This is a genomic window from Candidatus Limnocylindrales bacterium, from assembly GCA_035559535.1.
Lineage (GTDB): Bacteria > Moduliflexota > Moduliflexia > Moduliflexales > JAUQPW01 > JAUQPW01.
The window spans coordinates 132372-156374 of record DATMBG010000017.1; the positions used below are offsets into that span (position 1 = coordinate 132372).

Annotated in this window: 19 protein-coding genes; 4 read left to right on the top strand and 15 right to left on the bottom strand. The window is 45.3% G+C overall.

The features are described 5' to 3' along the window. Positions 1-22: 22 nt before the first annotated feature. On the top strand, positions 23-700 hold the full coding sequence (locus tag VNM22_05505) for a hypothetical protein (GenBank protein ID HWP46597.1): 678 nt from the start codon (positions 23-25) through the stop codon (positions 698-700). Positions 701-1005: 305 nt separating this feature from the next. Here the strand turns inward: VNM22_05505 and VNM22_05510 are convergent, their stop codons facing one another. The 10 genes from VNM22_05510 to VNM22_05555 form a co-directional block, all read right to left on the bottom strand. Next, complete coding sequence (locus VNM22_05510; protein ID HWP46598.1) at positions 1006-1827, bottom strand: ABC transporter ATP-binding protein; 822 nt, start codon at positions 1825-1827, stop codon at positions 1006-1008. 61 nt (positions 1828-1888) lie between these two features. Then, a complete protein-coding gene (locus tag VNM22_05515; GenBank protein HWP46599.1) occupies positions 1889-3715 on the bottom strand; it encodes a branched-chain amino acid ABC transporter ATP-binding protein/permease in 1827 nt (608 codons plus the stop codon). After that, positions 3712-4599, bottom strand: a complete 888-nt coding sequence (locus VNM22_05520; protein ID HWP46600.1) for a branched-chain amino acid ABC transporter permease — start codon at positions 4597-4599, stop codon at positions 3712-3714. Before VNM22_05520 ends, VNM22_05515 begins: the two co-directional genes overlap by 4 nt. A gap of 69 nt (positions 4600-4668) precedes the next feature. Further along, positions 4669-5829: an ABC transporter substrate-binding protein gene (locus VNM22_05525; GenBank protein HWP46601.1), complete on the bottom strand. Its 1161-nt coding sequence runs from the start codon at positions 5827-5829 to the stop codon at positions 4669-4671. 693 nt (positions 5830-6522) lie between these two features. Beyond that, on the bottom strand, positions 6523-7743 hold the full coding sequence (tyrS, locus tag VNM22_05530; protein ID HWP46602.1) for a tyrosine--tRNA ligase: 1221 nt from the start codon (positions 7741-7743) through the stop codon (positions 6523-6525). 117 nt (positions 7744-7860) lie between these two features. Further along, positions 7861-8154, bottom strand: coding sequence for an antibiotic biosynthesis monooxygenase (locus VNM22_05535; protein ID HWP46603.1), 294 nt, complete (start codon positions 8152-8154; stop codon positions 7861-7863). 28 nt (positions 8155-8182) lie between these two features. Continuing rightward, a complete protein-coding gene (locus VNM22_05540; GenBank protein HWP46604.1) occupies positions 8183-8605 on the bottom strand; it encodes a thioesterase family protein in 423 nt (140 codons plus the stop codon). A 252-nt stretch (positions 8606-8857) separates the two neighbouring features. Continuing rightward, entirely contained in the window at positions 8858-9259 is a 402-nt protein-coding gene (locus VNM22_05545) for a PPOX class F420-dependent oxidoreductase (protein ID HWP46605.1), read from the bottom strand. A gap of 92 nt (positions 9260-9351) precedes the next feature. After that, positions 9352-12399, bottom strand: a complete 3048-nt coding sequence (locus VNM22_05550; GenBank protein ID HWP46606.1) for an SMC family ATPase — start codon at positions 12397-12399, stop codon at positions 9352-9354. Between the two features lie 83 nt (positions 12400-12482). Further along, complete coding sequence (locus VNM22_05555; protein HWP46607.1) at positions 12483-13745, bottom strand: exonuclease SbcCD subunit D; 1263 nt, start codon at positions 13743-13745, stop codon at positions 12483-12485. A 510-nt stretch (positions 13746-14255) separates the two neighbouring features. Between VNM22_05555 and VNM22_05560 the strand changes: the two genes are divergently transcribed. Then, positions 14256-15398: a branched-chain amino acid ABC transporter substrate-binding protein gene (locus tag VNM22_05560; GenBank protein HWP46608.1), complete on the top strand. Its 1143-nt coding sequence runs from the start codon at positions 14256-14258 to the stop codon at positions 15396-15398. 75 nt (positions 15399-15473) lie between these two features. Here the strand turns inward: VNM22_05560 and VNM22_05565 are convergent, their stop codons facing one another. The 5 genes from VNM22_05565 to VNM22_05585 all read right to left on the bottom strand — a co-directional run bounded on the left by VNM22_05565 (position 15474) and on the right by VNM22_05585 (position 20088). Then, positions 15474-17117 (bottom strand): DUF87 domain-containing protein, encoded by a 1644-nt coding sequence (locus VNM22_05565; GenBank protein ID HWP46609.1) that lies wholly within the window; start codon positions 17115-17117, stop codon positions 15474-15476. Continuing rightward, positions 17093-17248, bottom strand: a complete 156-nt coding sequence (locus VNM22_05570) for a hypothetical protein (GenBank protein ID HWP46610.1) — start codon at positions 17246-17248, stop codon at positions 17093-17095. Before VNM22_05570 ends, VNM22_05565 begins: the two co-directional genes overlap by 25 nt. Before the next feature lie 5 nt (positions 17249-17253). Beyond that, positions 17254-17856: a hypothetical protein gene (locus VNM22_05575; protein ID HWP46611.1), complete on the bottom strand. Its 603-nt coding sequence runs from the start codon at positions 17854-17856 to the stop codon at positions 17254-17256. A gap of 66 nt (positions 17857-17922) precedes the next feature. Next, complete coding sequence (locus VNM22_05580; GenBank protein ID HWP46612.1) at positions 17923-19269, bottom strand: DNA double-strand break repair nuclease NurA; 1347 nt, start codon at positions 19267-19269, stop codon at positions 17923-17925. Positions 19270-19362: 93 nt separating this feature from the next. After that, positions 19363-20088, bottom strand: a complete 726-nt coding sequence (locus VNM22_05585) for a hypothetical protein (GenBank protein ID HWP46613.1) — start codon at positions 20086-20088, stop codon at positions 19363-19365. Positions 20089-20535: 447 nt separating this feature from the next. Between VNM22_05585 and dapF the strand changes: the two genes are divergently transcribed. Further along, a complete protein-coding gene (gene dapF, locus VNM22_05590) occupies positions 20536-21384 on the top strand; it encodes a diaminopimelate epimerase (protein ID HWP46614.1) in 849 nt (282 codons plus the stop codon). A 557-nt stretch (positions 21385-21941) separates the two neighbouring features. Next, positions 21942-23495, top strand: coding sequence for a hypothetical protein (locus VNM22_05595; protein ID HWP46615.1), 1554 nt, complete (start codon positions 21942-21944; stop codon positions 23493-23495). The last annotated feature ends 508 nt before the right edge of the window (positions 23496-24003 follow it).

Sequence of the window (24003 nt, forward strand, 5' to 3'; positions counted from 1 at the left end):
CGGACCAGCCAGGGAGGAATCTATGCTAAAACCGGTAGATTTTTTTGATTTATCTAAGTTTAAACATCGCGCCATCTTTGAAGATCTGACTTATGTTTGGGATGTTCTAAAGGTTATCGAGGCTTATATTGAAAAAAATTTGAAGCCGGGTATTTGGGGAGTTGTTAAAGAAGGCGCTTATGTTGAAAAGGATAGAGTGTATATTGGAAAAGGAACCGTAGTGGAACCCGGTGCTTATATTCGAGGTCCTGCCATCATCGGGGAAGATAACGAAATCCGAAACGGCGCTTACATTCGCGAAAATGTGATCATTGGAGATCGTTGTGTTATCGGTCATGCTTCAGAGATTAAAAATTCCATTGTTCTGGATGAAGGTAAGGCCCCTCACTTCAATTATGTCGGGGATAGCGTGCTGGGTAACGGTTGTAACCTCGGAGCCGGTACCAAGTTATCTAATTTAAAAGTGACCTGGGATAATATTAAAATCAAAATTCGTGGACAACTCTATGACACGGGTCTTCTCAAGTTCGGCGCCATGGTAGGTGACCAGGTAGAAACGGGCTGTAATTCGGTTCTTAACCCGGGAACTTTACTGGGACCGGGATGCCTGGTTTATCCCAATGCAACGATTGGTGGTTACTTTCCGGCCCGGACTATTATAAAATTAAGACAGGTTCTTGAGGAGACAGAGCGAAAATAAGGGGAAGGTAAGGAAATAAACTCTTTACCACAACCACTCCACTCTGGCCTTGCCAGGAATCAGGTGAATTATCAGGTAAATGCTGGGAGCCAACCCATAGCTAATGCAACTTATGAGCAAGATTTTTATGCCTGGTTGTTAAAAAGTGCCGAATTAATTCGGTGTTGAAATCAGAATGAGCTGTTGAACCTATGGCCGAGGAATTAGAAGGTCAGGTCGCGATGAATCAACCGTACCTTAAAGGTGTGAATACACTCTCGAAGAGGTCCTAGACCCTAACTTTTATCCCGAATAAAAAGAACTTTTCAAGCCCCCAGATAAGCCTTTCTTACCTGGGGATTCTGCAGAAGTTCCTTACCAGTACCTGTCAGAGCAATTTTACCCCGCTCCAACACATAGGCTCGATGGGCAATTTTAAGGGCGATGGCAGCCATCTGTTCGACCAAGAGGATGGTTACACCTTCCTGGTTAAGGGCTTTGATGGTTTTGACGATCTCCAGGACCATGACAGGAGACAGGCCCATGGAAGGTTCATCCATGAGGAGGAAGGTAGGTTCCGACATGAGGGCCCGGGAGATGGCCAGCATCTGTTGTTGCCCTCCGCTCAGGGTTCCGGCCATCTGATTTTTCCGTTCTTTTAAAATCGGAAAGCGCGCGTACTCCCGCTCGATAAGTTTCGTAATCCGGTCTCGGCCCTCTTTAAAACGGGTATAAGCTCCCAAAAGAAGATTATCGTAAACCGTTTGATCGGCAAAAATCTGACGACCCTGGAGTACCGGAGACATCCCCAGACGAAGGATTTCATGGGGCTTACAGGTCGAAATATCTACATCCTTGAAATAGACGGTTCCCTGAACTTTAGGGATCAAACCAAAAATAGCATTTAAGGTCGTTGTCTTACCGGCCCCGTTACTTCCAATAATAGCCACGATCTCTCCTTTTTCAACCTGGAGATCAATCCCACGTAAAGCTTCCACATGACCGTAGTTTACGACTAAATTTTTAACTTGTAGCACGCTTCTTAAAGAAGTATAGGGTATGGAAGTATAGAGGTATGGGAGTATGGAAGTGTGGGGGTGTGGGGGTGTGGGGGTGTAGGTAGCTCCTTTACACTTCCATACTTTCATACCTCTATACTTCCATACTTCCACACCTTCTCACTCCCCTACCCTATACTTTATTAATTACTTATCCTACTTCCTTCAACGCTTCCGGATCTCCCAGATAGGCCTCGATCACCTTTTTATCTTGTTGCACATGGATTGGCTTTCCTTCTGCAATCTTACTTCCAAAATCCAGAACCGTAATCCAATCAGAGATCTGCATCACCAATTCCATATGATGCTCGATGACCAGGACGGTAATTCCCATATTTCGAATATCTTGAATAACCTTGGAAAGAAGGTGAACTTCTGCTGGATTGACCCCGGCGGCAGGTTCATCCAGTAGAAGCAAAGAAGGTTCTACCGCAAGAGCCCGGGCGATTTCTACCAGCCGTTGATGACCATAAGATAAATTCTGGGCTTCTTCATACGCTTTGTCTTGAATTCCCAGGAATCTGAGCAAATCTAAAGCCCGTTGTCGATAAATTTCTTCTTCTTGAACGGCTTTACGGGTTCTGAACAAATGGTGCCAGAAACCGGCTTTGAGGTGGAGGTGGAATCCGACCATCACGTTATCAAGGACCGTTAACCCCTGGAACAGGTTGACCGTCTGAAAGGTTCGGGTAACTCCTAACCTGGCCATTTCATGGGGACGAATCTTAGAAAGTTTTTTGCCCCGGTAGAAAATATCTCCCCCAGAGGGTTTATAAACCCCGGTCAAAACATTGACAAAGGTACTTTTTCCGGAGCCATTAGGGCCGATCAACGCGTGAATCTTTCCAGGCTCAATTTGCACACTCAACCGATCAATAGCCCGTAAGCCGCCAAAATCCTTTACCAGAGCCCGGGTTTCAATAATAGGTTGCCCGTTTGTTTCTTCATGGCGGATGAATCGCAATTTTTGAATATCTATCGGCTTTTCTTCTAGGGGTTTTATTTTGCGTTTTTTGAAATAAGGAAGGTTACCCAGAGAGCCCACAATCCCCCGGGGAAGAAGGATTACGGTCCCTAAAATAATAAGCCCATAAATCATCAAATGGTAATCATGTAATGAGGCAAATATCTGGGGGATCGAGTTTAATAGGACCGTTCCCACAAGAGGGCCATATAGCGTTCGACTCCCTCCCATGAGGATGGAGGCCAGGAAGAGGATAGATTGACTGAACACGAAGGTATCGCTGTTGATATAACCGGGTGGAACCTGGTGGGCGAAGAAAACCCCGGCCATACCGCCATAAATAGAGCAAATGACAAAGGCAAGTACTTTGTACCTGTATACATTAACCCCGACCGTCTCTGCCGCCACCTCACTTTGCTGTAAAGCAAGGAAGGTTCGACCATACCTGGCGGTTAAAAGATGATTGGCAGCCAGTTGGGCGAAAAGGGTAAAGAAAGCGACCAGGTAGAAATATTGCCGGGGGGTCATGAAATCTCCGAAGGGAATCTTAGGTGGATTAATTCCAAAGATTCCCATAGGGCCATTGGTTAAGTCCATCCAGCGGTTAGCTGTTACTTCTATAACAAATCCAAAGGCCAGGGTTACAACGGCCAGATAATGGCCCTTGGCCCGTAAGCAGGGGAGGGCTACGATGGCTCCGAGGATCCCGGCCAGAATCATCGCAAGGGGTAAGGTAATCCAGAAGGAGATTCCCATACGGGTTGTTAAAATAGCCGTTGTGTAAGCTCCTACAGCATAAAATCCCATGTGTCCCAGGGAAATCTGTCCGGTCCATCCGACGAGGATATCCAAACCTAGAGCCGCAATGGATAAATAGGCTAGGCTCTGCATCATAAGGAGGTAAAAAGGATCCTGAAAAACCATCGGAAGCAGGATAATTCCTAAAATAACCAAACCTATTTTTATCCAGGATGTCAGGGTATAATCCGCAAAAATAGGAAGAGACTTCATCATTGTTTTCCAAGCAATCCGGTTGGTTTCACGGCCAGGATTAAAATAATCAGCGCAAACGTGATTCCATCCTTAAGATTGGAGTTAATTCCTGCAGCGACTTGTTCGATAACCCCCATGATCAGACCCCCTACTAAAATACCCAGGGGGTTTTCCAGTCCTCCCAGAATAGCGGCTGCAAATGCTTTAACGCCTACAACGGTTCCCATATAGGCGTAGGCAAAGGTGATGGGAGCAATGAGCACCCCGCCAAGCGCCGCGAGGACGGAGGACAAAACATAAGCAAGAATAACCATTCGCTGAACATTGATTCCCATAGCCGCTGCAGCATTGCTGTTATGGGCAACGGCCAGAAGGGCTTTTCCCAAAATAGACCGCCTCAGAAAAACCATCAATAGAATCATGACCGATATGGAAACGACCAGGATAAGAATTTCTTGGGGCAGAATCCCGGCTCCGGCAATGTGAATAGCTTTATCTCCCAAGGGGGACGGAAAAGGATGTTGCTCCGGTCGCCAGATCAATTGAGCAGCATTTCGAAGGATAACTGCCACCGAAAGGGTACTAAGCACCCAGCTTAAAGAGGTTAAATGTCGGACGGGCCTTACAGCAATCCGCTCCAAGGCAGCCCCCATCATGGCCAGCAATCCGGTAGCCAGAATCGCAGCCATAATAAAAGCCGTTATGGAAGGTCCGCCCAGAGCCAGATAGCAGGTAAGACCAAAAAGAGCCCCAATCATCAAAAAATCTCCTTGACCGAAATTGAGGGTATTGGTTGTAATGGAGGTAATATAATATCCTTGAGCAATAAGGGCATAAATGCTCCCGACCGCCATACCACTGATAAGGGCCTGCCAGAGTTTGGTCATTTTAAAATTAAAAGGCAAAAGGTAAAAATTCTCACCCTGCCCCCAGGGTTGGGGTGCAGGTACCTCTTTACCTTTTGCCTTTACCTTTTACATTTCCAATCGAACGAGCTCTCCATTTTTATAAGTAACCAGGAAACCTTTTCCAGGTCCCAGAGCTTCATGATCGTCCTTGCTATAAGGTTTAGGAGAAATAGCCGTCACAGCATCGGTGAAATCGTCTGTTTCTTCTATGGCGTCCCGGATCTTCTTGGGATCAGGTCCTACTTTACTTAAGGCCTTTAACATAAGACGGGTTGCGTCGTAAGTCTGGGCGGTTACAATGGGATAAAAATCATCCCCATACTCTGCTACCACTTTTTTATGAAATTCCTTGGCCTTTTCACTGTGATCAATGGTATACGAGCTTACCGATACAACCCCCTCAACGAGTTCTTTACCTCCTAGCTTCACAAAACTGGGAGCGAGAAGCGCCCAGGTATCTACAAAGGGAATTCTATACCCAATCTTGTCCATACTTTTTAAAATTTGAACAGCTTCGGGAGCCAAAGCAAAGGCCATCAGGCAATCTACCTGGGCTTCTTTTAACCGGGTAAGCTGGGCGGTCATATCCGTATCTCCCACAGCAAACCTCTGAACTTCCGCAGCCAGTGTGATACCATTTTCTTTTAATTGTTTCAAAGCTTCTTGTCGACCACTTTCCCCCCAGCCGGTTGTATCGTTCATAAGACCGACCCTTTGACAGCCTTTCTTTTTAACATATTCTATCATGAGGGCAATCTGAGCACTGTCTACCAGGGACAGGTGAAAGATATAGTTTTTAGGGGCGTTCTTGTAGCGTTGCGTTAAGGGAACTGCCGTGGCAATGGAGATAATATGAGGTATCTCATACCTTTGGGTTATATCAATGGTAGCCAAAGCAACACCACTATTCACCGGACCGATGACTCCGATAACCTTATCCAGGGTAATCAATCGGGTGGTATTCTGAACTCCTTTAGCCGGTTGTGTTTCATCGTCATAGACAACTCCAATAACAGGATGCCCCTGATAACCTCCTTGCTCGTTGTATTCTTTGATGGCCAGATTAAAACCCCTCACAGCCGCCTGACCAAAGTCAAAAGTACCTCCGGTCAGAGATCCGGAAAAACCTATTTTAATATGATCGGCCAGGGTTTGCGAAGGGTTTATTCCCATGAGGATGAGAAAAAAGATGAGGAAGAGCATAAAAAGCCTACCCGTACGTTTCACGTTTCTACCTCCTGATCACAATAGTACCTTGTAAAGTTAGTTTGAATATACCTTAAAAACCTCGTTAGGGGGGATTTGTTTATAGCATCTCCAGCCTTATGAGAGGAAGCTCCGTTAGGAGCGACCGGTTCGGAACAGATCCAGCCCAGATCGCTGCTGGGAGAGTCAAATGAGATGTTGGGCCTACTCCAAACAATCAGCTCCTGACAGAGCTTTTAAGGATTTATCAAAATTAACTTTACAAGGTAGTAGTACACTGTTTACTTAATTTTGGCCTCATAGGGTGCTTTCACTCCCTAACTCCCCTCTCCCCCACCCCTTCCCTCCCCGTGGACGGGGAGGGAGAAGAGGGAGGGGGCTGGGGGTGGGGGCTACTTAAAAGTTAAGCCAAAACTAAGCAAACAGTCTAGAAGTACCTTATAAAGTTAAATGTGAATAGCTATTCTATCCTACCCTCCAACCCCTCGCGCCCGAAGCTTAGGGAGAGTTCACCGGGAGCCGGCCTGGAGATCTTCTCGCCCCTCCCCCTTGTGGGAGAAGGGTCGGGGGGGAGGTTACACAGAATTAACTTTACAAGGTAGTAAAGGCGAAGTATCCATGATTACCCCTGAACACTTCGTCCCTATACACGGTTCTTATTGATTTTAGTTCATTTTAAAGTTTATAAAATGTCAACAGAAAAATGGAAGTCCCTTACTTCCGTCCAACAACTTTAAGGAACCGACGCTTACCAACCTTTAAAATAAAATCTCTGTTGAGGGGTAATTCCAGATTTTCATCCTGAACTCGTTCACCATTCAAACTTACGGCACCTTGGGCAATAAGTCGTCGGGCATCGGTATTGCTGGTTGCCATTCCCGATGAAACCAAAAGCTTGACAATCCAGATCTTATCCCCTTGAACCTCCGGGGTATACTCCTGGATTTCAGAGGGAACTTCTTTTTCCACAAAGATTCGATCGAATTCGGCTTCTGCTTTCTTAGCGTCTTCGGCAGAGTGGTAAATCGTAACAATCTCACGGGCCAGTCTCCGCTTTAAATCCCGGGGATTTACTTGAGGATTTTGGAGATCTGCTTTGATCCGGGCCAATTCTTCTTCAGAAGTATCGGTTAGAAGCTCGAAGTAATCATAGATCAATTTATCCGGTATCGAGAGGATTTTCCCATACATTTCTTGAGGTGGATCGGTAATTCCTACATAATTGTTCAAGGATTTACTCATTTTCTCTACCCCATCCAGACCTGTAAGGATGGGGGTTGTTACAATCACTTGAGGCTCTTGTCCATATTCTCGCTGAATATCTCGACCTACCAGCAAATTAAAAGTTTGATCTGTCCCACCCAATTCAACGTCCGCTTGTAAGGCAACCGAATCCATGGCCTGGGCCAGGGGATAGAGGAGTTCATGGATACTGATAGGTTCTCCTCGGATAAACCGGTTATGAAAATCATCCCGTTCTAACATTCGAGCCACCGTATATTTGCTGGCCAGTCTGATTACATCTTCAAAGGTCATCTTACCCAGCCATTGGGAGTTGTAAACAATACGGGCCCTGGTAGGATCTAAAACCTTAGAAGCCTGTTCAAAGTAGCTTTGCCCATTAAGCCGGGTTTCCTCCAAAGTCAGGGCAGGACGGGTTTTACTTCGCCCCGAAGGATCTCCAATCATTCCAGTAAAGTCTCCAATAACCAGGATGGCTTCATGGCCCAGATCCTGAAACTGACGGAGCTTCCTTAACACAACCGTATGTCCGAGATGCAGATCAGGCCGACTGGGATCACATCCTAGCTTTACCTTTAAGGGTTTATTTTCCTTGAGGGATCGTTCGATCTTTTTAGCTAAATCCTCTTCCGGCAAAACCATAACCGTTCCACGTTTAATCTTCTTAAGTTGCTCTGATACCGTTAGTTTCATATCCAGAATCTATCTGAAAAGTTCCTGAAAAGAGTCCCTGATTTTACCGATATTTTATGGACTAAGTTCTGCCACATACCAGGATCAGGACTTTTCTGATAGATATGCCGATTTATTTTATGGATCTACCTGTTCAAAGTGCTCAACTTGCGGTGGAGGGTTAAAATAGGGATTCATAAAAGCCCTCCATTCCTTATATCCTTCAGAACCCCGAAACCCTACGGTATGGGCCTCTAAGGTTTGCCATCGGACCAATAACTGATATTTTCCTTTAACCTCCAGGCATCTTTGAAGTTCATGGGAAATATAGCCCGGAGTAGAGGCCAGGATCCTAACAGCTTTTTTAAAGGTGTCTTCAAAAGCCTGCATCTGATCTTCTTTAACGGAAATGGTTGCAATTTCTAATATCATCTTCCCTCCTTTTTATTCCTTAAAGACCTTATCCTTGTTTTGTATAAGGTAAAAGGGCTTCGACTATTTCCTGAGGTATTTTAGTAGGTTTACCCTCCAGGTCGAGAAAAACTCCTGTATTATAGGCTTCAACCAGTACCTTAGAGGTCTTTCGGTTTATAATCTGTTGATGCCAGGTACCCCGTACCCTCCTGGCTTCTGAAACATAACTTCTGACTTCTAGTTCATCTCCAAGCAGTGCCGGGTGTTTAAACTTAATATTTAGTTCTTTAACGAGGATGATGATTCCGAGTTCTTTAAGCCTTGGGACTGTGTACCCTAAGGAGGACATAGCCTCATCGATGGCAGTTTCCAGATAATGGAAATATACAGCATTATTTACATGGCCAAAAGAGTCCAGTTCATATTTACGGACTTTGAGAAAGAAAGAGAAAGTTTTGGGTTCTTTCATAATCGAGATCTCAAGGGCCCTCGAGAACGGATTGGGACGTCAATATCTGAACCTGGTTCTGCATTCCCTTGAGCTTGTATGTGATGAAGTACTTCTGGACTAATCACTCACCCTACAAATACTCAAAACGGTGATATCACACGCATTAAAAGTTATAGATAAGAATCTCGATGATTTTCATAAAAGGGGTAAGGAAGGCGACCAATCGGTCGTCCTTCCTTTGTTACAATGTAGGATGTTCTTGAATTTAATCTAACCTCCCGAGATTCCCACCTTTTCCGGTGCGATCTTTATAATAACCCGTTGTTCTCCAGGCTGGCGGTAAGGATATTTATCTACTCCTAAATACTTCTTTGCCAGCTTATCGATATGGGCATCGGCACCGTCCTGGGTCATTTCAACTACACGTCCGCGAATCATCACCTCCTGATAAGGATTTTGAGAATTGGTAATAGATAAAGCAACCCGTGGGTCCCGACGGAGGTTTCTTTCTTTAAGACGTCCTCTGGCGGTATTGAAAAGAATATAACGCCCATCGGTATCTATCCAGACCACGCTTACCTGGGGGGAACCATCCGGCATAAGGGTAGCCACGCTGGCAAAGTTTTTTCCTTCGGTCATGAGCTTACGGGCTAATTCAGGTAATTCTACCATTATTTCCTCCTTTTGGGTATTGCCACAAAAATCTAGAGTATCTGGAAAAAATCTCTTTTTAAACTCTGGATTTTCGGGCCCCTGTAACTAATTTAACGGATAATCTGATAAGAAGAGCCTATATCTGGAAATTTAGTCACTTCGATTCTTACCGGAAAGGCATTTTTAAGGGTATCCAGGTGGGTAATGATTAAAATTTTATCGAAATCATCCTGAATGGCCCGGATGGCTTCAATGAGCTGCTCTAATCCTTGAGCATCCTGGGTACTGAATCCCTCGTCAATAAATAAGGTTCTGAGTTTGGTTCCAGCCCGTTTGGCTAAGAGTTTAGAAAGGGCTATACGCAAAGCAAAGTTGGTTCGGAAACTCTCTCCCCCGCTATATAACTCCAGATCTCGCGTCCCAAGCTCATCACTGACTTTGATATCCAGTGTTTCTTTGATTCCTCCACTTTTCTTATCTCGGAGAGATTCGATGGTGATATGGGCCCGATGATCGGTTAATTGGGATAAAATAGCGTTGGCTTCATCTTCCAACTCTGGAATAGCATTTTCAATGATGAGGGCTTGAATTCCATCTTTTCCAAAAGCCGTTGTCAATTTTTCATAAATAAATTGATCTTTACGAGCAGCCTGCCATTGAACCGCAACCTCTTGTCGCTTCTCCTCCAGTTCAAGACAACGCCGATATTTGCTTTGGAGAACCCCCCGCTCCTCGAGTCTTTGATCCCGGCCCTTTTCCCAGGTTTTTAGCCGATCTTCTTGTACCTGGATCTCTTCTTCCAACTTCGGAAGCCGCTTGAGATCTTGTTGTAGTTCTTCTATTTTTTGCAGAAGATCCTTCTGGAGGTTTTCTTTTGCCATTCGGGTTTCTTCAGAACGCTGAAGGGCTTCCCGGACCAGATTGATTTTTTCTTCAGCCTGAACCAACTGATCTCTTTCCCCCAAGGTGGGATAGAGCTTTTGAAGCTCTTCTTTTATTTTTCTATGGGTTTCTTCCTCATAACCCAAACTCTGAATTTTGGCCTGTAGCTCTCGAAGTTGAATTTGCTCTGATACGGCATAATCGCGATTCTGAAGCATCTCCGAGATCTTAGAAATCTCCTCCTGGATCGTTGGAAGCGTCTCATAGAGTTTTTGATGTTGGACACGGGTAGTTTCGAGCCGATCTTTGTCCAATTCAAAATGGCTCAAATCCTTTACCCTCTGTTTTATGGCCTGATATTCTTCCTTGCTATATCCCAGAGCTTTGATATCTTCTTTAAGGAGCTTTAAGGCCTGTTGGATTTCAGAGGCATAATTTCCTTTCTGAATCTGGTCTTTTAAACCTTCAATCTTTCCTCCGAGCTCCAGAAGTTTTCCTTTGGATAATAAAATTTCTTGATAATCGGCTTCGACCCTGGCCAGATCTTGCTGCACTTTAGGGAGATCCTGCAGTTTTTTCTTCATCTCTTCATACTGTAAGCGAAGTTTGGCTAGCTCCGCTTCTTCCCTTAGGATCTGCCGTTCCAGTTCTTCTTTTTTACTTTGGGCCTTCGAGAGTTCATCGATTAGCCTGGCCTCTAAAACAGCTCTTTTACTTTCAGTCAGGTCAGACTCACAAACTGGACATCGGGCCTGCGTGTCCCTTTGCAGGATGGAAAGTTTGCCGGAGAGTTCCGGGATTTTTTCTTGCACCAAAATGTTTAATTGATTTTTCAGGTTTTCGAGGGATACTTTCAGCTGGTTCCCTCGTTCAACAACTTGTTCTTTATCCTTTTCCAGAGTCTCTAGGTCGGATTTTAGGGTTTGAAGCTGATCCAGTCGAGTTTTTTGTCGGAATTCTTGGCTGACCTTCCCTCGAAGTTCTTTGGCTTGCTGATTAAGGGCCTGGATTTCTGCTTGAAGTTGGGTTTTGATGGCTTCGATCTGGTGTTCCAGATCCCACGCTTTTCTCTCCAATTCTTCCAGTCGATTTCGTTTTTCTTCCCAAATTTCCTCCCTCTTGCGAATCTCTTGTAAGTCTCTATAACCTTGTTCGATTTCCTGGGATTTGTTTAAGATCAATTCTGCTTCTTGAATTCTTGACTGTATTTGGGCCAGATTGGTTTCCCATCGCTCTTTACGTTTCTCTAACTCATGTTGGGCCTTTTGAATTGCCTTTTCTAGAATACTTCTTTCGGATTCGAGATTTCGTAACTGCTTCCATTTTTCGGTGTAAATTTCTTCCTGGCGGTGCAGTTCCTGATATTTCTGATAATTTTCCAGGATTTCTTCCTTACGCTGAATAATCCGTTCGTAGGCTATAACCTGTTCCTGCTGATCCTGGATTTGCTTAACCAGCATCTTCAGATCCGAGTTTATCTGTTGGACTTGGAGATTAAGATCTGTTAAGTTATGTTTTTTACCGTTCAAGAGATTCTTTTCCTCTTTTAAAGCTTCCAGTTTTTTCGAATTTTCCTCTATTTGCCGGGAAAGGGTCGTAAGGGTTAACTCTAGATCTTCTATCTGACTTCGATAAACCTCTTTCTGAGCCAGTTCCCTGTCTATATCCTCCAGGATTTTTTGCTGTTGCTCACAAAATTTTTTAGCTTCTTCGGCATGGGATTTAGCCAACCTGGCCAGTTCATCATATCTGGATAGGCCCAGGATTTCTGTGAAGATGGCTTTTCGGTCTGTAGCCCCTTTTTGGATGAACTCATCGGCTCGCCCTTGAAGGATGAAAGCGGAATTAATGAAAGTATCATAGCTCATTCCCAGGAGTTTTCTGATTTTCTCCTGGGTTTCTCCAATTTTACTTCCCCCAATGGGGATAAAATTGCCCGTTGCTTCGTTCAGAAGTTGAAGTTCAAGGATAGGTTTACTTTTTTTTACTTTGCTGAACTTTCGAATGACCCGATATCGCGCCCCTTCCAGGTCAAATTCGAATTCTACCTCCATATCGGTAGTTCCCAGGCGAACGAGACCTTCATCGGGCTTTTTCTGTCCAGGACCTTTTCGAGCTTCTCCCCAAAGGGCCCAGGTTATGGCATCTAGGAGGGCAGATTTACCGTGACCGTTATTACCCGACAGACAGGCCACATGAAATTCTGTGAAATCTAAAGGAGCAACATTTTCACCATAGCTTAAGAAATTTTTAAGGGTCAACTTAACAGGGATCATTCATTTTTGGTGACACGGCGATACGAAGATTCGGGAACAAAGAGATAGCTTATTTATAGTGCTGTGTTCCTGCCCATGTTCCCTCATTCTTCGCATCTCTGCGTTTCCGTATCCCTCATAAGCTCCTGCTCCAATCTGGCGGCATAGCTCTTTAAATCCTCGGCATAGGGTTGTAGGTCTGGATTATTGAAAATATATTTATCCAGAGCTTCCAGCATTCCGAGGCTCTCCGAGATAGGAATCCGCATGGTTCGTTTGACATTTTCCGTTTTGCGAATAATACCGGCCACCAGAAAGGCCGGTTCTAGGGCAGCCCGGACCCGTTTGAGATCCACCAGACTCTCTCGTTCTTCATCAACCGTATAGAAGATCCGAACCACCGCGCCGTTTAGTTTGGGACGGTGTTTATCAATTTCTTGAAGGATATCCTGGGTGGGATCCTCTTTATTTGTAATATTTACCCCAATGGTTAAGAAAGGTCGGGCACAGGTAGGAAGAAACCGATAGGAAGCCTCTCCCTTTTTTAGGGAAACCATACAGAAGCCCTTTTCATCAAATTCTTCTCCGAAATCTACCCGATCGATACTTCCCGGATAAACCACAGGTGGATGACCACCGGGATTGAGGTTTTGGTGCTTGTGAATATGCCCCAGAGCAACGTAATCAAAAGCAGGATTGGCAAGGGCACCGGTCAAGAAAACAGGATCTTTACCGATCATGGCAGATCGCTCAGAACCGGAATAGGTAGCTTCAGCCGCGGCCAGATGGGCCAAAAGAACCGAAGGAATTTGAGGATCCAGACGTTGGGCATAGAAATCAATGATTCCGGTATAACTCTCTTCGATTTTCCTGGTAATTTCTTCATCGGTCAGATGTTTATATTCCTGTCGGGTCAGAAGTACATGTCGGGTTGGCCAGGGAAGACCCAGGATCTGCACAGGTCCGCTTCTGGTTTCGACCGTTATAAGCTCCGGACGGGTTATGACCCGATAAAGCTTTTCAGATCCCAGGGTTTTAAAAATATCCAGGGCAGAAGCTTTTCCATAGGCAGCCGGAATATCATGATTTCCCGTTACCATAACGACGGGAATTCCGGCATCGGCTAACTTCCGGATTTTTGCCGCAAATTCTCGCTGATGGGTTGGATTAGGATCTGCGGTCCGATAAGCATCTCCTGCGAAAAGAGCCAGATCCACTCCTTCGGCAAGGGCAGTATCAACGGCAAACTCCAGGCACTTCACAAAATCCCTGAGGCGGGTATGAAGTCCTGTTTCAGGATCAATACGCCCGTAATTTTCCATGCCAATATGAGTATCGGAGATATGTAAAACTTTAAGGGGTTTCATGCTTATCCCCCCATTCTAAATTATTGGTTAAAGAAAAACCTATTTACCTAAGCAGTTACCTGAACCTTAGGATTCTCCACCGTAAGCCTGAGATAATCAGGAGCTAACTCTTTACAAAACATATCTATAGAAGTATCGGATTTGATCTTAAAAGTCAACTCTATTTTTATAGAATAGGGAGATCTCTTTCATGCGAAAATCACCTTAGAATTTCCATGTTTTGGGAGAACCTGGAAGATCATGACTGTTTCTTATAAAAATCGCTTTAGGATTTTCTCGGGAATTAATAAAGGTTTTGCTCAAAGGCTAGTCTTGACAAGAGGTCTTGATTGTGTCAAAAATAAGGGCAAGATGACTCTTAATTTCTTTCGTATGGATTGGAAATGATAGTAACCTGTATAGGCCGATTCCCCGATTCCCTTCCCTTGTAAGGAACGGGGCCGGGAGTTAGGTTGCTTTTTAAAGGGCAAATGGGAAATAGCACCCATTTGCGATGAAGAGGAGGGCATTATGAGACCATTTTTATTAAAAGTAGAGATACTCTTAATTAGTCTGTTGACCGTTTTCTTTCTTATCCCTTCAACCCTGGCTGCGGATACCCTCAAGATAGGCCTCGCAGGTCCTCTCACCGGAGATCAGGCGTCTTTGGGGGATATGTTAAAAAATGGGGGGACCATAGCCATTGAAGAATGGAATGAAAGGGGAGGGGTTCTGGGAAAAAAGATTGAGGCTGCTTGGGGAGATGACCAGCATGACCCGAAACAGGCAGTTGCCATAGCCAATAAGTTTATCAATGAAGGCATCGTTGGCGTCATCGGTCATCTCAATTCCAGTTGTTCCATTCCCGCTTCAACGATTTATGCAAAGGTTCCTATCCCCCAAATCACACCTTCTTCCACCAATCCTCAATATACTGAGCAGGGACTGAGAAATGTATTTCGGGTTTGCGGCCGGGATGACCAACAGGGAGCGGTTGCCGCAGATTTTATCGTCAATACCCTCAAGAAAACCAAAGTAGCCGTCTTCCATGATAAGACGACTTATGGTCAGGGGTTAGCCGATGAGACGGTCAAGCGGCTAAAAAAGTTGGGGGTTGAGCCGGTCTTTTACACGGGAATTGTTCAAGGAGATAAAGATTATACCGTGATTCTAACGGCTGCCAAACAGAAAAATCCAGAAGTTCTTTACTTCGGAGGAATCTATCCCGAGGCGATCCTTTTGGCTAAGCAATCCAAGGATATCGGTTTGAATGTTATTCTTATGGGAGGGGAAGGTTTGCATGTCCAGGAATTTATCGATGGAGCAGGTCCGGCGGCTGAAGGGACTTACTTCAGCTCTAATCCGGATCCTGAAAGAATTCCAGAAGCCCAACCCTTCATTAAAAAATTTAGGGAAAAGTTCCCACGAGTCAGAGAAATAGGTGTTTATACCGTTCACAGTTATGTGGCCACCAACATTCTCCTGGAAGCCATTCAGGCCACTCAGAGTACAGAAGGACAGAAACTGGTAGACTATCTTCATAAGGCCCAATTTAATACTGCGCTGGGCCCAATCCGATTCGATGAAAAAGGCGATGTGTTGGCGCCTCCTTATGTATTTTGGCAGGTTCAGAATGGGAAATTTGTGCAGGTCCAGGAACTTAAGAAGCCCTAAAAAATAGGAGCGATAGCGCAAAATGTTATTTCGCACCGACACATTGTGAGACAGCATTTCGCACTACAAAGGCTCCTAACCAAACAGGGCCTCAATATCTGCTGCAACCTTTTCTTCTCGCTCTTTTTCTGTGAGGGAACCCATATCTTTATAAAACTGTTCATCATAATCTCGACTACGAATAACCATTGGCATAGGGACGGCATGACCCAGAATCAAAGCCTGTTGTTTAGAGTCCAGACTGGCCAGAACACTCCGGAGTCCGGCGGGATTACTGACTCCGGTTAAGACGGCTTGAATATCCTTTTCATCGTCAAGAAGTGCGATGATTTTGGTTCCGATTTGGGAAAGGATTTCATCATCGATTCCAGAAGGGCGTTGATCCACAATCAGCAGAGAAACATAATACTTTCTCAACTCCCTGGCAATGGTACCAAAAATGGTTTGCTTTGAGGCCCGTGGGTTCAAAAACTTATGGGCTTCTTCAATGGTAATCACCAATTGCTTCGGCTTATCCGCCGGATTTTGTGTTGCCAGATACTCCTCGGTTCTTTTTACATAAAGTTCATGAATACGACGGGTGATAATGTTGGCTACGAGAAGATAACAGAGCATACTGGATTCTTTTCCGAACTCCAGGACGATATGAATACCTTTGTCGATATACTCCATGATTTTTTGGATGATATCTTCGCTGGTTTTAGGGATCAGGAATTTAAAGGTGCGGAGCCTTCGGAGCTTTCGATAAAGGGCTGCCAGGGATTCAGGATGCGTCCTGAGTTCATCGGCCAAAGCCTGGATATCTTCTTCTCCCCGCTCAAGGAGGGTATCCAGCCAATCATTTTTATAACGAGCCCAAATCGAGTAGGCAGCTTCCATAGCCGTAGGATGTAAACTGAGTTCGTCCTGGAGGGGAATCACATCTTCCACGGCAATTTGATCGTAGCCGATAAGAACCTCATGATCCGCCTGGACTTTGCGCCGCCGGGAGGAGTCCGGATCCAGGGTAAAGATAGCGACCCGATTCCCAAAGATCTGTTTAAGCCCTTTGACAAAATCTTGTCTGCTCCCTCCGGTCTCTTTCATGGCTCCCCATCCATATTCGTTATGTGTGTCAAAAATAATATTAACCGCCTTTTCATTTTTGATAAGACCACTGAGGACCAGCCGTGTCAGGAAAGTCTTTCCGGTCCCGGTTTTACCGAAGATTCCATTACTCCGCTCCACAAAGCGATCTAAATTTAAGCAAACGGGAGTATCCATATCCAGAGGCTTCCCAATGTTGAAGTATTTTCGATCCAAGGTTTCCCCTCCAAAGATCCGATTGACATCTTCTTCGTCCGCTTCATAAACTAAGGCAAAGTGGATAGGAATGGTTTTAACGGGTTGAGGTGTTGGACTGATTAAATTAGAGTTCTCTACCCGTTCTAATGCCAGCATCGGGCGCAGAATTACCGTGGCATAGGTGCTGGTGCCGCTCAGAACCTGACGTAAGAGGGTATTTTCTCGGGAAGGTGGATGGGTAAGAATCTGGGGATTGGTCACCTCCAGCCGAACATCGGTAATCATCGAAAAAAAGAGATGCTTCTCCCCTTCAATAACGACAAACTTTCCCGCCTTAATATCTTCGACACTCCGGTTCGGATTTAACTTCATCTCTATCCCTTCCAGAAGAGAACCTCGGGTGATAATACCTAATTCGCCTGAACGATGATCCATGTTTTAAAAAGTATGGGGGTGTGGGGGTATGGAAGTACACCCACACCCCCCCACTTCCCCACTCCCATACTTCCATACTTCCATACTTCCATACTTCCATACTTCCCCACTCCCATACTCCTATACTCCATACCCTTTAAGGTGCGATTCTTTTCAAAATCGAACTCAGACGATCGTAATCCTCTCGTAAAAGCCGGGATAACTCCTTACCGACCTGGATGAGGTATTGAGGGGAATCCTCGGCGTGGGCCTCCAGACTATTTCGGATGGTTGCAATAACCAGCTCATCGGGAGGAACCCGGCTGATTGTAAAAAGCGTACGAAGGTAATCTGATTGCCGGGTGAATTCTCGGACTTCCTCTAAAGAACAGGTATATACAAAACTATGAATTCGAGGAGGTTGGGAGGGAAGAATCTGTTTAATTCCCGTCTGGTCCCGATATCCAATCAGGTGAGCTTGAAATTCTGTCTTCAGAAGCTCGAAGATCTGGGGTTGCTCATTACGAAGCTCTTCCTCTGTTTTCCCGTAGGCTATAGCACGGCGATTGGGCTCAATGCTGTGAGTCATGACATTAAAGACCAATCCGTAAATAAGAAAATTCGCTCCTTCCACCGGGTTCGAAGTAGGTTTGACCTTGACAAAAGATCCAAAGGGCGGTGAGCAATGGAGATCCCTACATTGAGCTATCAGTTCGGTCGTGTTACTTTCGATAACCTCGGCTATGTGAGCTTCTTTCATAGGGAGCCGCTGGGAGAGATCAGGAGTCAGTGCCAGAAAATTTTGATTCCGGGCCTCTGGCTCCTGTCAGATAGAGATCTGTCTCTTTTTCTGGCTTTTCCGGGAACTCTGGATTCGGATATTCTGTTGAACCAAAGCGTCCTGGAGCATACGATAAAATAGTTCTCGATCCGGTCCACGTACAACAGCTTTTTCATGGGCTTCAGCTAGGCTCACCGGGTATCCCTGCCCCTTTTCAACCTGATCATAAATAACGGCATGGGTTAAAGCCAGTAAATTTTGGTCCCTGGCGACCCATTCTGGGATTTCTACCCGGGCAATTTCGGAACCTACATTCAAATAAAAGAAGTAGATACTATGAGGACCGTAATTTTTCAGAATTTTAGAGGTGCTTTTGAAAACGGTTGAACGTTCTCCGGGTTCCAGAAGGTACGAGAAAATAACCTGATCGATAACCCCCTGGATGGGCTCACAGGGGAGTTCAGGAAGATCTCGATAGGGGCACTTATCACAATTTACAAAGTACTCGGGGCACATTCCTACACGAAGCGTGTGAATAACATCTGCACTCCGGGGATAGCTAATATACCCGGCAATGGGGACCTGCCATTTCTGAAAACTATCCAATACCTTCAAAAATTCCTTTAAGATATAGGCACTGAAATCTTCCGGTGTTGCCTCCAGGTGCCAGAATATCAAAGTTCCATCATAGAGGGCTACTTGTGGAGACACGGGGACGTGGGGACGCGGGGACGTGGGGATATAATAGGGATGGGGAGAATCATCTCCTACTCTAAGATCACTTTGTTCCGGTATCTTTGTATCGTAATTTATTCCGTATTTCCCTATCTCCCTATCCCCAGGCTCTCCTGTCCCCATATTCTCTTGTTCCCGTATCTCACATTGCTCCCGTGTCTCTGTAGCCAGGCGGACCAGCTCTTGAAATTCCATGAGATTCCGTAAAATCCCAACCATCTCTCCATCCACGGGAACTTTATGTCGATTCCATTCTTTATAAAGATCTTCTTCTCTATAAAAGAGGGTGGGACGACTGGTCAAGAGGGGCCTTTCACCGGTTCCATAATGAAGGACAACGGAACTAATGTTGATAAGATAACAGAGGGCGATCTCGTGTCGATCCGGGAAAATCTGCGAGCCATCTGTTGCTATAACGGTAAACTGTTTGGGTTTTGGAGGAAGGGGAGAGAAGGCTGTAAGGGGTTCAGAAAAATCCTGGGCGGTTAACCAAGAGGTTTTACTTTGACTTAGCTTGAAGTTAAGAAGCGGCCAATCCTGCCAGCGTTTAAGTTCTTCCAGGGCTTTTTCAACTTTTTTTTGATAAAGATTCTGATGGGATTTTTGCTCTCCCACCATGTAAACAATCTGTTTTTTGACAGCAGAAAAATCTAACACAGCCGATCCGTTATCTGTCGTCCATTGTTCGTCGTTGTCGGAAGGATAAGCCTTTAGTTACTTAAACAGCAGGCCATAACAACAAACAAGGAACTAAGGAGCCAGTTTTTCTATAGATCCGAGGTTTTTTGCAGACTCGGAAAGGGAATAAAAACGCTGGTTAGATCTCCTATCTGCTTCTAACTCAGCTTCTAGGTGTTGAAGCCTTAACTCCAGAATTTGTCTGGAGACTCCAAATTTATGACAAAGCTCGTTTTCATGGTGATAGAGATTTAATAAATTCGGACCTCCGGTAAGCCGAAAGATTTCTCCTCGAGGCACCAGAATGGCTGCAGCATAATAACTGGCCTGGATTTCCAGAGGGTGATAGGTATCCAATGGATTGCAGAACAGGGGTCCAGATAACAAGGGCGCAGTGGGTTCAGATGAAACATGTAGGAGATCATCCCATCCGGCATTAAAGGCGCCCTCTGGACGATAGTGAAGGGCATAATGTCCACCTGCATGGGCAATGGCAAAACGACAAAACTCTTCTGTCATGCCCGCATAACCGGTATTGATGAGAATAACCTTATCTTTTCCCTGAAAAAAACACTTCTCAGGATATAACCCTCCCCACGTATTCTGGGTTGAGACCTTTTTAAGGGATTCTTCTTGGGTTAGATCAATAAAGTCTATCTGAAGCCCAAAAATACGCTGAAAAACATCCCCAACATTTAAAGGAAATTCTAAATTAAAATCTCCCGTATAACTTCGATATCTCCATAAATCCTGTTCTGCTACCTTCTGAATAACTTGCTTAGGAATAAATTCAACCATAAAATCCTCCTGAGCCTAAAACTAACTCTATTTGAACTTCTACCGGAGTCTTACTGGAGATTTAATACGATTTTTACTAAAATCTCCTTAACCCTCTAACCATTTCCATGGTTTTTAGAGCTTATGGGATAAGTTATACGTTTTCTACCTTGGATTCACCTAATCTTGGCCTTTTAGGCTAACAAGTCCCCGGTACCTTGTCAACTTTTTTTTAAAATTTTTGTCCAATAAAATAATGGCATGGCTTTCCAAGAGGAAAATACTATTATATGTATTGATTACCGTTTTGTCCTAAAAATTACACCCGGCACAAAAGTTTTAAAAGAGTGGTATTCTTATCCCAAGGTAAGTATGCAAATTTCAAACCAAATAAAAGCAAACTATACCGATGAAGATGAGAAGTAAACTCAGATTGGATGGTAAATGCTTCCCATCTACCCAAGGCCTATGAAAAAAATACCTTTTTTAAAAATGAGTGGAAGTGGAAACGATTTCATCCTGATTGATAATCGAAACCAGGTAGTGGACAAAACCCGACTCAAGGAATTTATCTACAAAGTCTGTCGACGGGCTGTTTCGGTAGGAGCGGATGGACTCATTCTCATAGAGAATCCCGATGAAGAAGATGCTCGAAGAGGGCTTGCTCATTTTAAATGGCATTATTATAATGCCGACGGGGGAGAAGCCGAGATGTGTGGGAATGGGTCCCGGTGTGCAGCCCGGTTCGCATATCTTAAAGGAATTGCTCCAAGGAAAATGGCTTTTCGAACCCTGGCGGGAATTATTCAAGCCGAACTAACCAATGAACGTAGGGTGAAGGTACAACTCGGTGATCCTAAAGATCTTCGATTAAACTTTCCCCTCGATATCGATGGAGAAACCTGGAAAGTTCACTTTATCAATACGGGAGTTCCTCATGTCGTCTATTTTTTAGACGATATAGAACGGGTGGATGTCGTCGGTCTGGGAAGAAAAACGCGCTACCATAAGGAATTTCAACCTGCCGGAACCAATGCAAACTTTGCCGAGGTTTTGAATAAACACGCCCTCAAGCTTCGAACTTATGAGCGCGGCGTTGAGAATGAAACCCTGGCCTGTGGAACCGGTTCTGTGGCTGCGGCACTTATTGCCAGCGAGTTGGGATGGACGGTTTCTCCGGTAGATGTTCATGTTCGAAGTGGTGAAATCTTGAAGATTTATTTTGAAAAGACCGGTGATCGTATAAGCAAGGTCTTTATGGAAGGTGACGTTCGCGTCATCTATGAAGGGGAAATGTGGGAAGAGGCCTGGGAGTAAAGAAGGTCAGAGTTTAAATTCAGAGGTTATTCTGACTTCCGAATTTTTTAATTTTATCGAACTATCTGGCTTATAGAAACTTTTCCCCTGGCCGTGCGTCTACCAAAGTAGAGGAAATTACAAATAACCAGGTTTAAATCGGAGGTTGTAACCCAAATGGTCGTTTTGAGAACGGCGTTTTGGAATTGCAACTCCGGCTAGAGGGATACCCATTTGCCTTTCATACCATAGAGGCAGGATTCAACCTTGCCGCTATGGAATTTATTAATAACCCTGCGAAATGCAATGGGAAGAAAATATTTAACTACTACCCTTACCCCCGACCCCTCTCCCGAGGCTTCGGGAGAGGGGGGTATTTGGGAAGTTGACCCGGAGATCTTCTCGCTCCCCTCTCCGCCCCCACCCCTTCCCTCCCCGTGGACGGGGAGGGTGAGGGAGGGGGAGAGGGGCCGGGGGTAAGGGCCACTTAAAAGTTAAGCCAAAACTAAGTAAACAGTGTACTGTTATCAGGTAAAAGGGTAAGAATCATTAAAAAATCAAAAGGAGAAAAATTGACTATGTTTGTTCGTCCAAAACTTTTAATGAGATTAGGATTGCTTATCTTAGGGGGTCTTTTTTTGATCCCATCCCTTACATTAGCTCAATCTGTCACTGTAACAGTCCCTGCTAACGTACCCTGGACAGATACCGGCATAACGGTAACGACAGGGCAGATTCTTGATTTTCGAGCGACGGGAGCCTGGTCCTTTGACCCGAAGGGGAGCGGCATGCATGGCCCCGATGGGGTTAAATCGGTTTCACAAGCTGGTCCCGGTTTTCCTTTTCCAAGTCAACCTCCCGGTATTTTATTGCTTAAAGTGGGTAACCATATCCGTGCGGTAGGATCCAGCGCTGAACTCAAGATGACGGAAAGTGGCAAGCTTTTTCTGGGAATCAACGACTCTGGAGTAAGTGATAATCAGGGCGCTGTGGTTGTTACCATAAAAACCAAGGCCGGTCGGATGATAGGTCCTACGCCTAGTAGTACAGCCACAACCCCCCTTCCCCAGTCTACAACGAGTACCGTGGGAACCGGTTACGCCCAATCTTCTGTATTGGCTCAGTCCCCTCAGAGTGTTACGATCCAGGTTCCTGCCAATGTACCCTGGACGGATACTGGGATATCGGTTATAGCCGGTCAGGTTTTTGACATTCGAGCAACGGGAACCTGGTCCTTTGATCCCGTGGGAAGTGGTATGCATGGCCCCGATGGAGTCAAAACTGTCAGCAGAGCCGGAAGTAGTTTTCCTCTTCCTGTACAACCTCCAGGAATTTTGCTGGCTAAGGTAGGAAATCAGATACGTCCGGTGGGATCCGCTACGGAATTGACTATGCCCGGAAGTGGGGAACTTTTTCTAGGAATTAACGATTCCGGGGTTGAGGATAACCAGGGGGTTCTGACAGTCACTATTACCCCCCGGGGAAGTTCCACGCTCACACAAACCGCCAATCCTCCTTCCCCTACAACCCAAACTATTACCATCCATGTACAGGATCAAAATAAGACCCCTCTGGCAGGATACTGGGTTTGGGTTTATTCCGGACCGACCTCCAATCCAGAGAAGTGGGGAGATACCCAAACCGATCGGCAAGGCAATGCGACCTTCAACCTTCCCAATGGGAGCTATCGTGTGTATGTATCCCGTAACTCCCGAGGAACCGATCAACTGGCGGAACAGGCTTTTTCCGTTCCTACCGGTGAGGGGGGTGGTAATCAATTAACCGTAACCATAGCAACGACAGCTCTTAAATCGATTCCAAGTTCACAACCTCCACAACCCCAGGTGACAGCCCCTACCTCCCAGCCATCCCAACCTTCTACTGCACTTAGTGTTCACTTGCAGGATCGGAAAAAAAGACCTCTGGCAGGTTATGGAATCACCGTTTATGCCGTTCCGGGAGGACAAAAGGTGGCAGAAGGTCAGACCGACGCGCAGGGTAATCTTACTTTAACACTTCCCAATGGAACCTATAAAGCCATCGTCACTCAGGGCAATAAACAGGTTATGGAGCATAATTTCAAGGTTCCAAATCCCAAGGGTCGTAATCAGTTTACCGTTACCCTTAAATAAGTAGAAAGAAAAGGCAAGAATCCTCATGTTTAACCTGCAGGGGTCTGGATCTTCCCCTTACTTCCCAGGCACCAGGATAAGCTGAAAAGCCCTTCTATCAGGGGCAAACAGTTGGTAACCCCCGACTTGCGTCGGGGGATTCGGAATTTTTCAAGCTCTGTAGGAGCGGCCTGTGAAACAGGTTGCCCCGCCGGGGCTAACCTTCTTATCCTGGTGCTTATGCCCCTGGAGAGGGATGTTCAGACCGAAAAAAGGCTTCTCCCTTTCTTGACTTGATGCGTAGGGAGTAACCCTTTGGGACTGTCCTGTTTAAGGGCAACCCTGGATGATCTTCCTGCAGGTCATACGACCTTTCTATTTATAGTATTAACCAATGGTGCTAGTTATTTTAAAGGCTGAATCTGGCTATAGAAAGGGGTATGAAGCCATCCTCATTAACTTGCAAGCCATTCCATTGAACCAGCACGTTGAACATAGCCATGGTAAAAGCCAAACGAGCCTGAAAGTA

Coding starts and splice junctions, on each gene's coding strand:
- VNM22_05505 (HWP46597.1), top strand. CDS start 23: ATGCTAAAACCGGTAGATTTTTTTGATTTATCTAAGTTTAAACATCGC.
- VNM22_05510 (HWP46598.1), bottom strand. CDS start 1,827: ATGAAAGTATGGAAGTGTAAAGGAGCTACCTACACCCCCACACCCCCA.
- VNM22_05515 (HWP46599.1), bottom strand. CDS start 3,715: ATGATGAAGTCTCTTCCTATTTTTGCGGATTATACCCTGACATCCTGG.
- tyrS (HWP46602.1), bottom strand. CDS start 7,743: ATGAAACTAACGGTATCAGAGCAACTTAAGAAGATTAAACGTGGAACG.
- VNM22_05535 (HWP46603.1), bottom strand. CDS start 8,154: ATGATATTAGAAATTGCAACCATTTCCGTTAAAGAAGATCAGATGCAG.
- VNM22_05540 (HWP46604.1), bottom strand. CDS start 8,605: ATGAAAGAACCCAAAACTTTCTCTTTCTTTCTCAAAGTCCGTAAATAT.
- VNM22_05545 (HWP46605.1), bottom strand. CDS start 9,259: ATGGTAGAATTACCTGAATTAGCCCGTAAGCTCATGACCGAAGGAAAA.
- VNM22_05550 (HWP46606.1), bottom strand. CDS start 12,399: ATGATCCCTGTTAAGTTGACCCTTAAAAATTTCTTAAGCTATGGTGAA.
- VNM22_05555 (HWP46607.1), bottom strand. CDS start 13,745: ATGAAACCCCTTAAAGTTTTACATATCTCCGATACTCATATTGGCATG.
- VNM22_05560 (HWP46608.1), top strand. CDS start 14,256: ATGAGACCATTTTTATTAAAAGTAGAGATACTCTTAATTAGTCTGTTG.
- VNM22_05565 (HWP46609.1), bottom strand. CDS start 17,117: ATGGATCATCGTTCAGGCGAATTAGGTATTATCACCCGAGGTTCTCTT.
- VNM22_05570 (HWP46610.1), bottom strand. CDS start 17,248: ATGGAGTATAGGAGTATGGGAGTGGGGAAGTATGGAAGTATGGAAGTA.
- VNM22_05575 (HWP46611.1), bottom strand. CDS start 17,856: ATGAAAGAAGCTCACATAGCCGAGGTTATCGAAAGTAACACGACCGAA.
- VNM22_05585 (HWP46613.1), bottom strand. CDS start 20,088: ATGGTTGAATTTATTCCTAAGCAAGTTATTCAGAAGGTAGCAGAACAG.
- dapF (HWP46614.1), top strand. CDS start 20,536: ATGAAAAAAATACCTTTTTTAAAAATGAGTGGAAGTGGAAACGATTTC.
- VNM22_05595 (HWP46615.1), top strand. CDS start 21,942: ATGTTTGTTCGTCCAAAACTTTTAATGAGATTAGGATTGCTTATCTTA.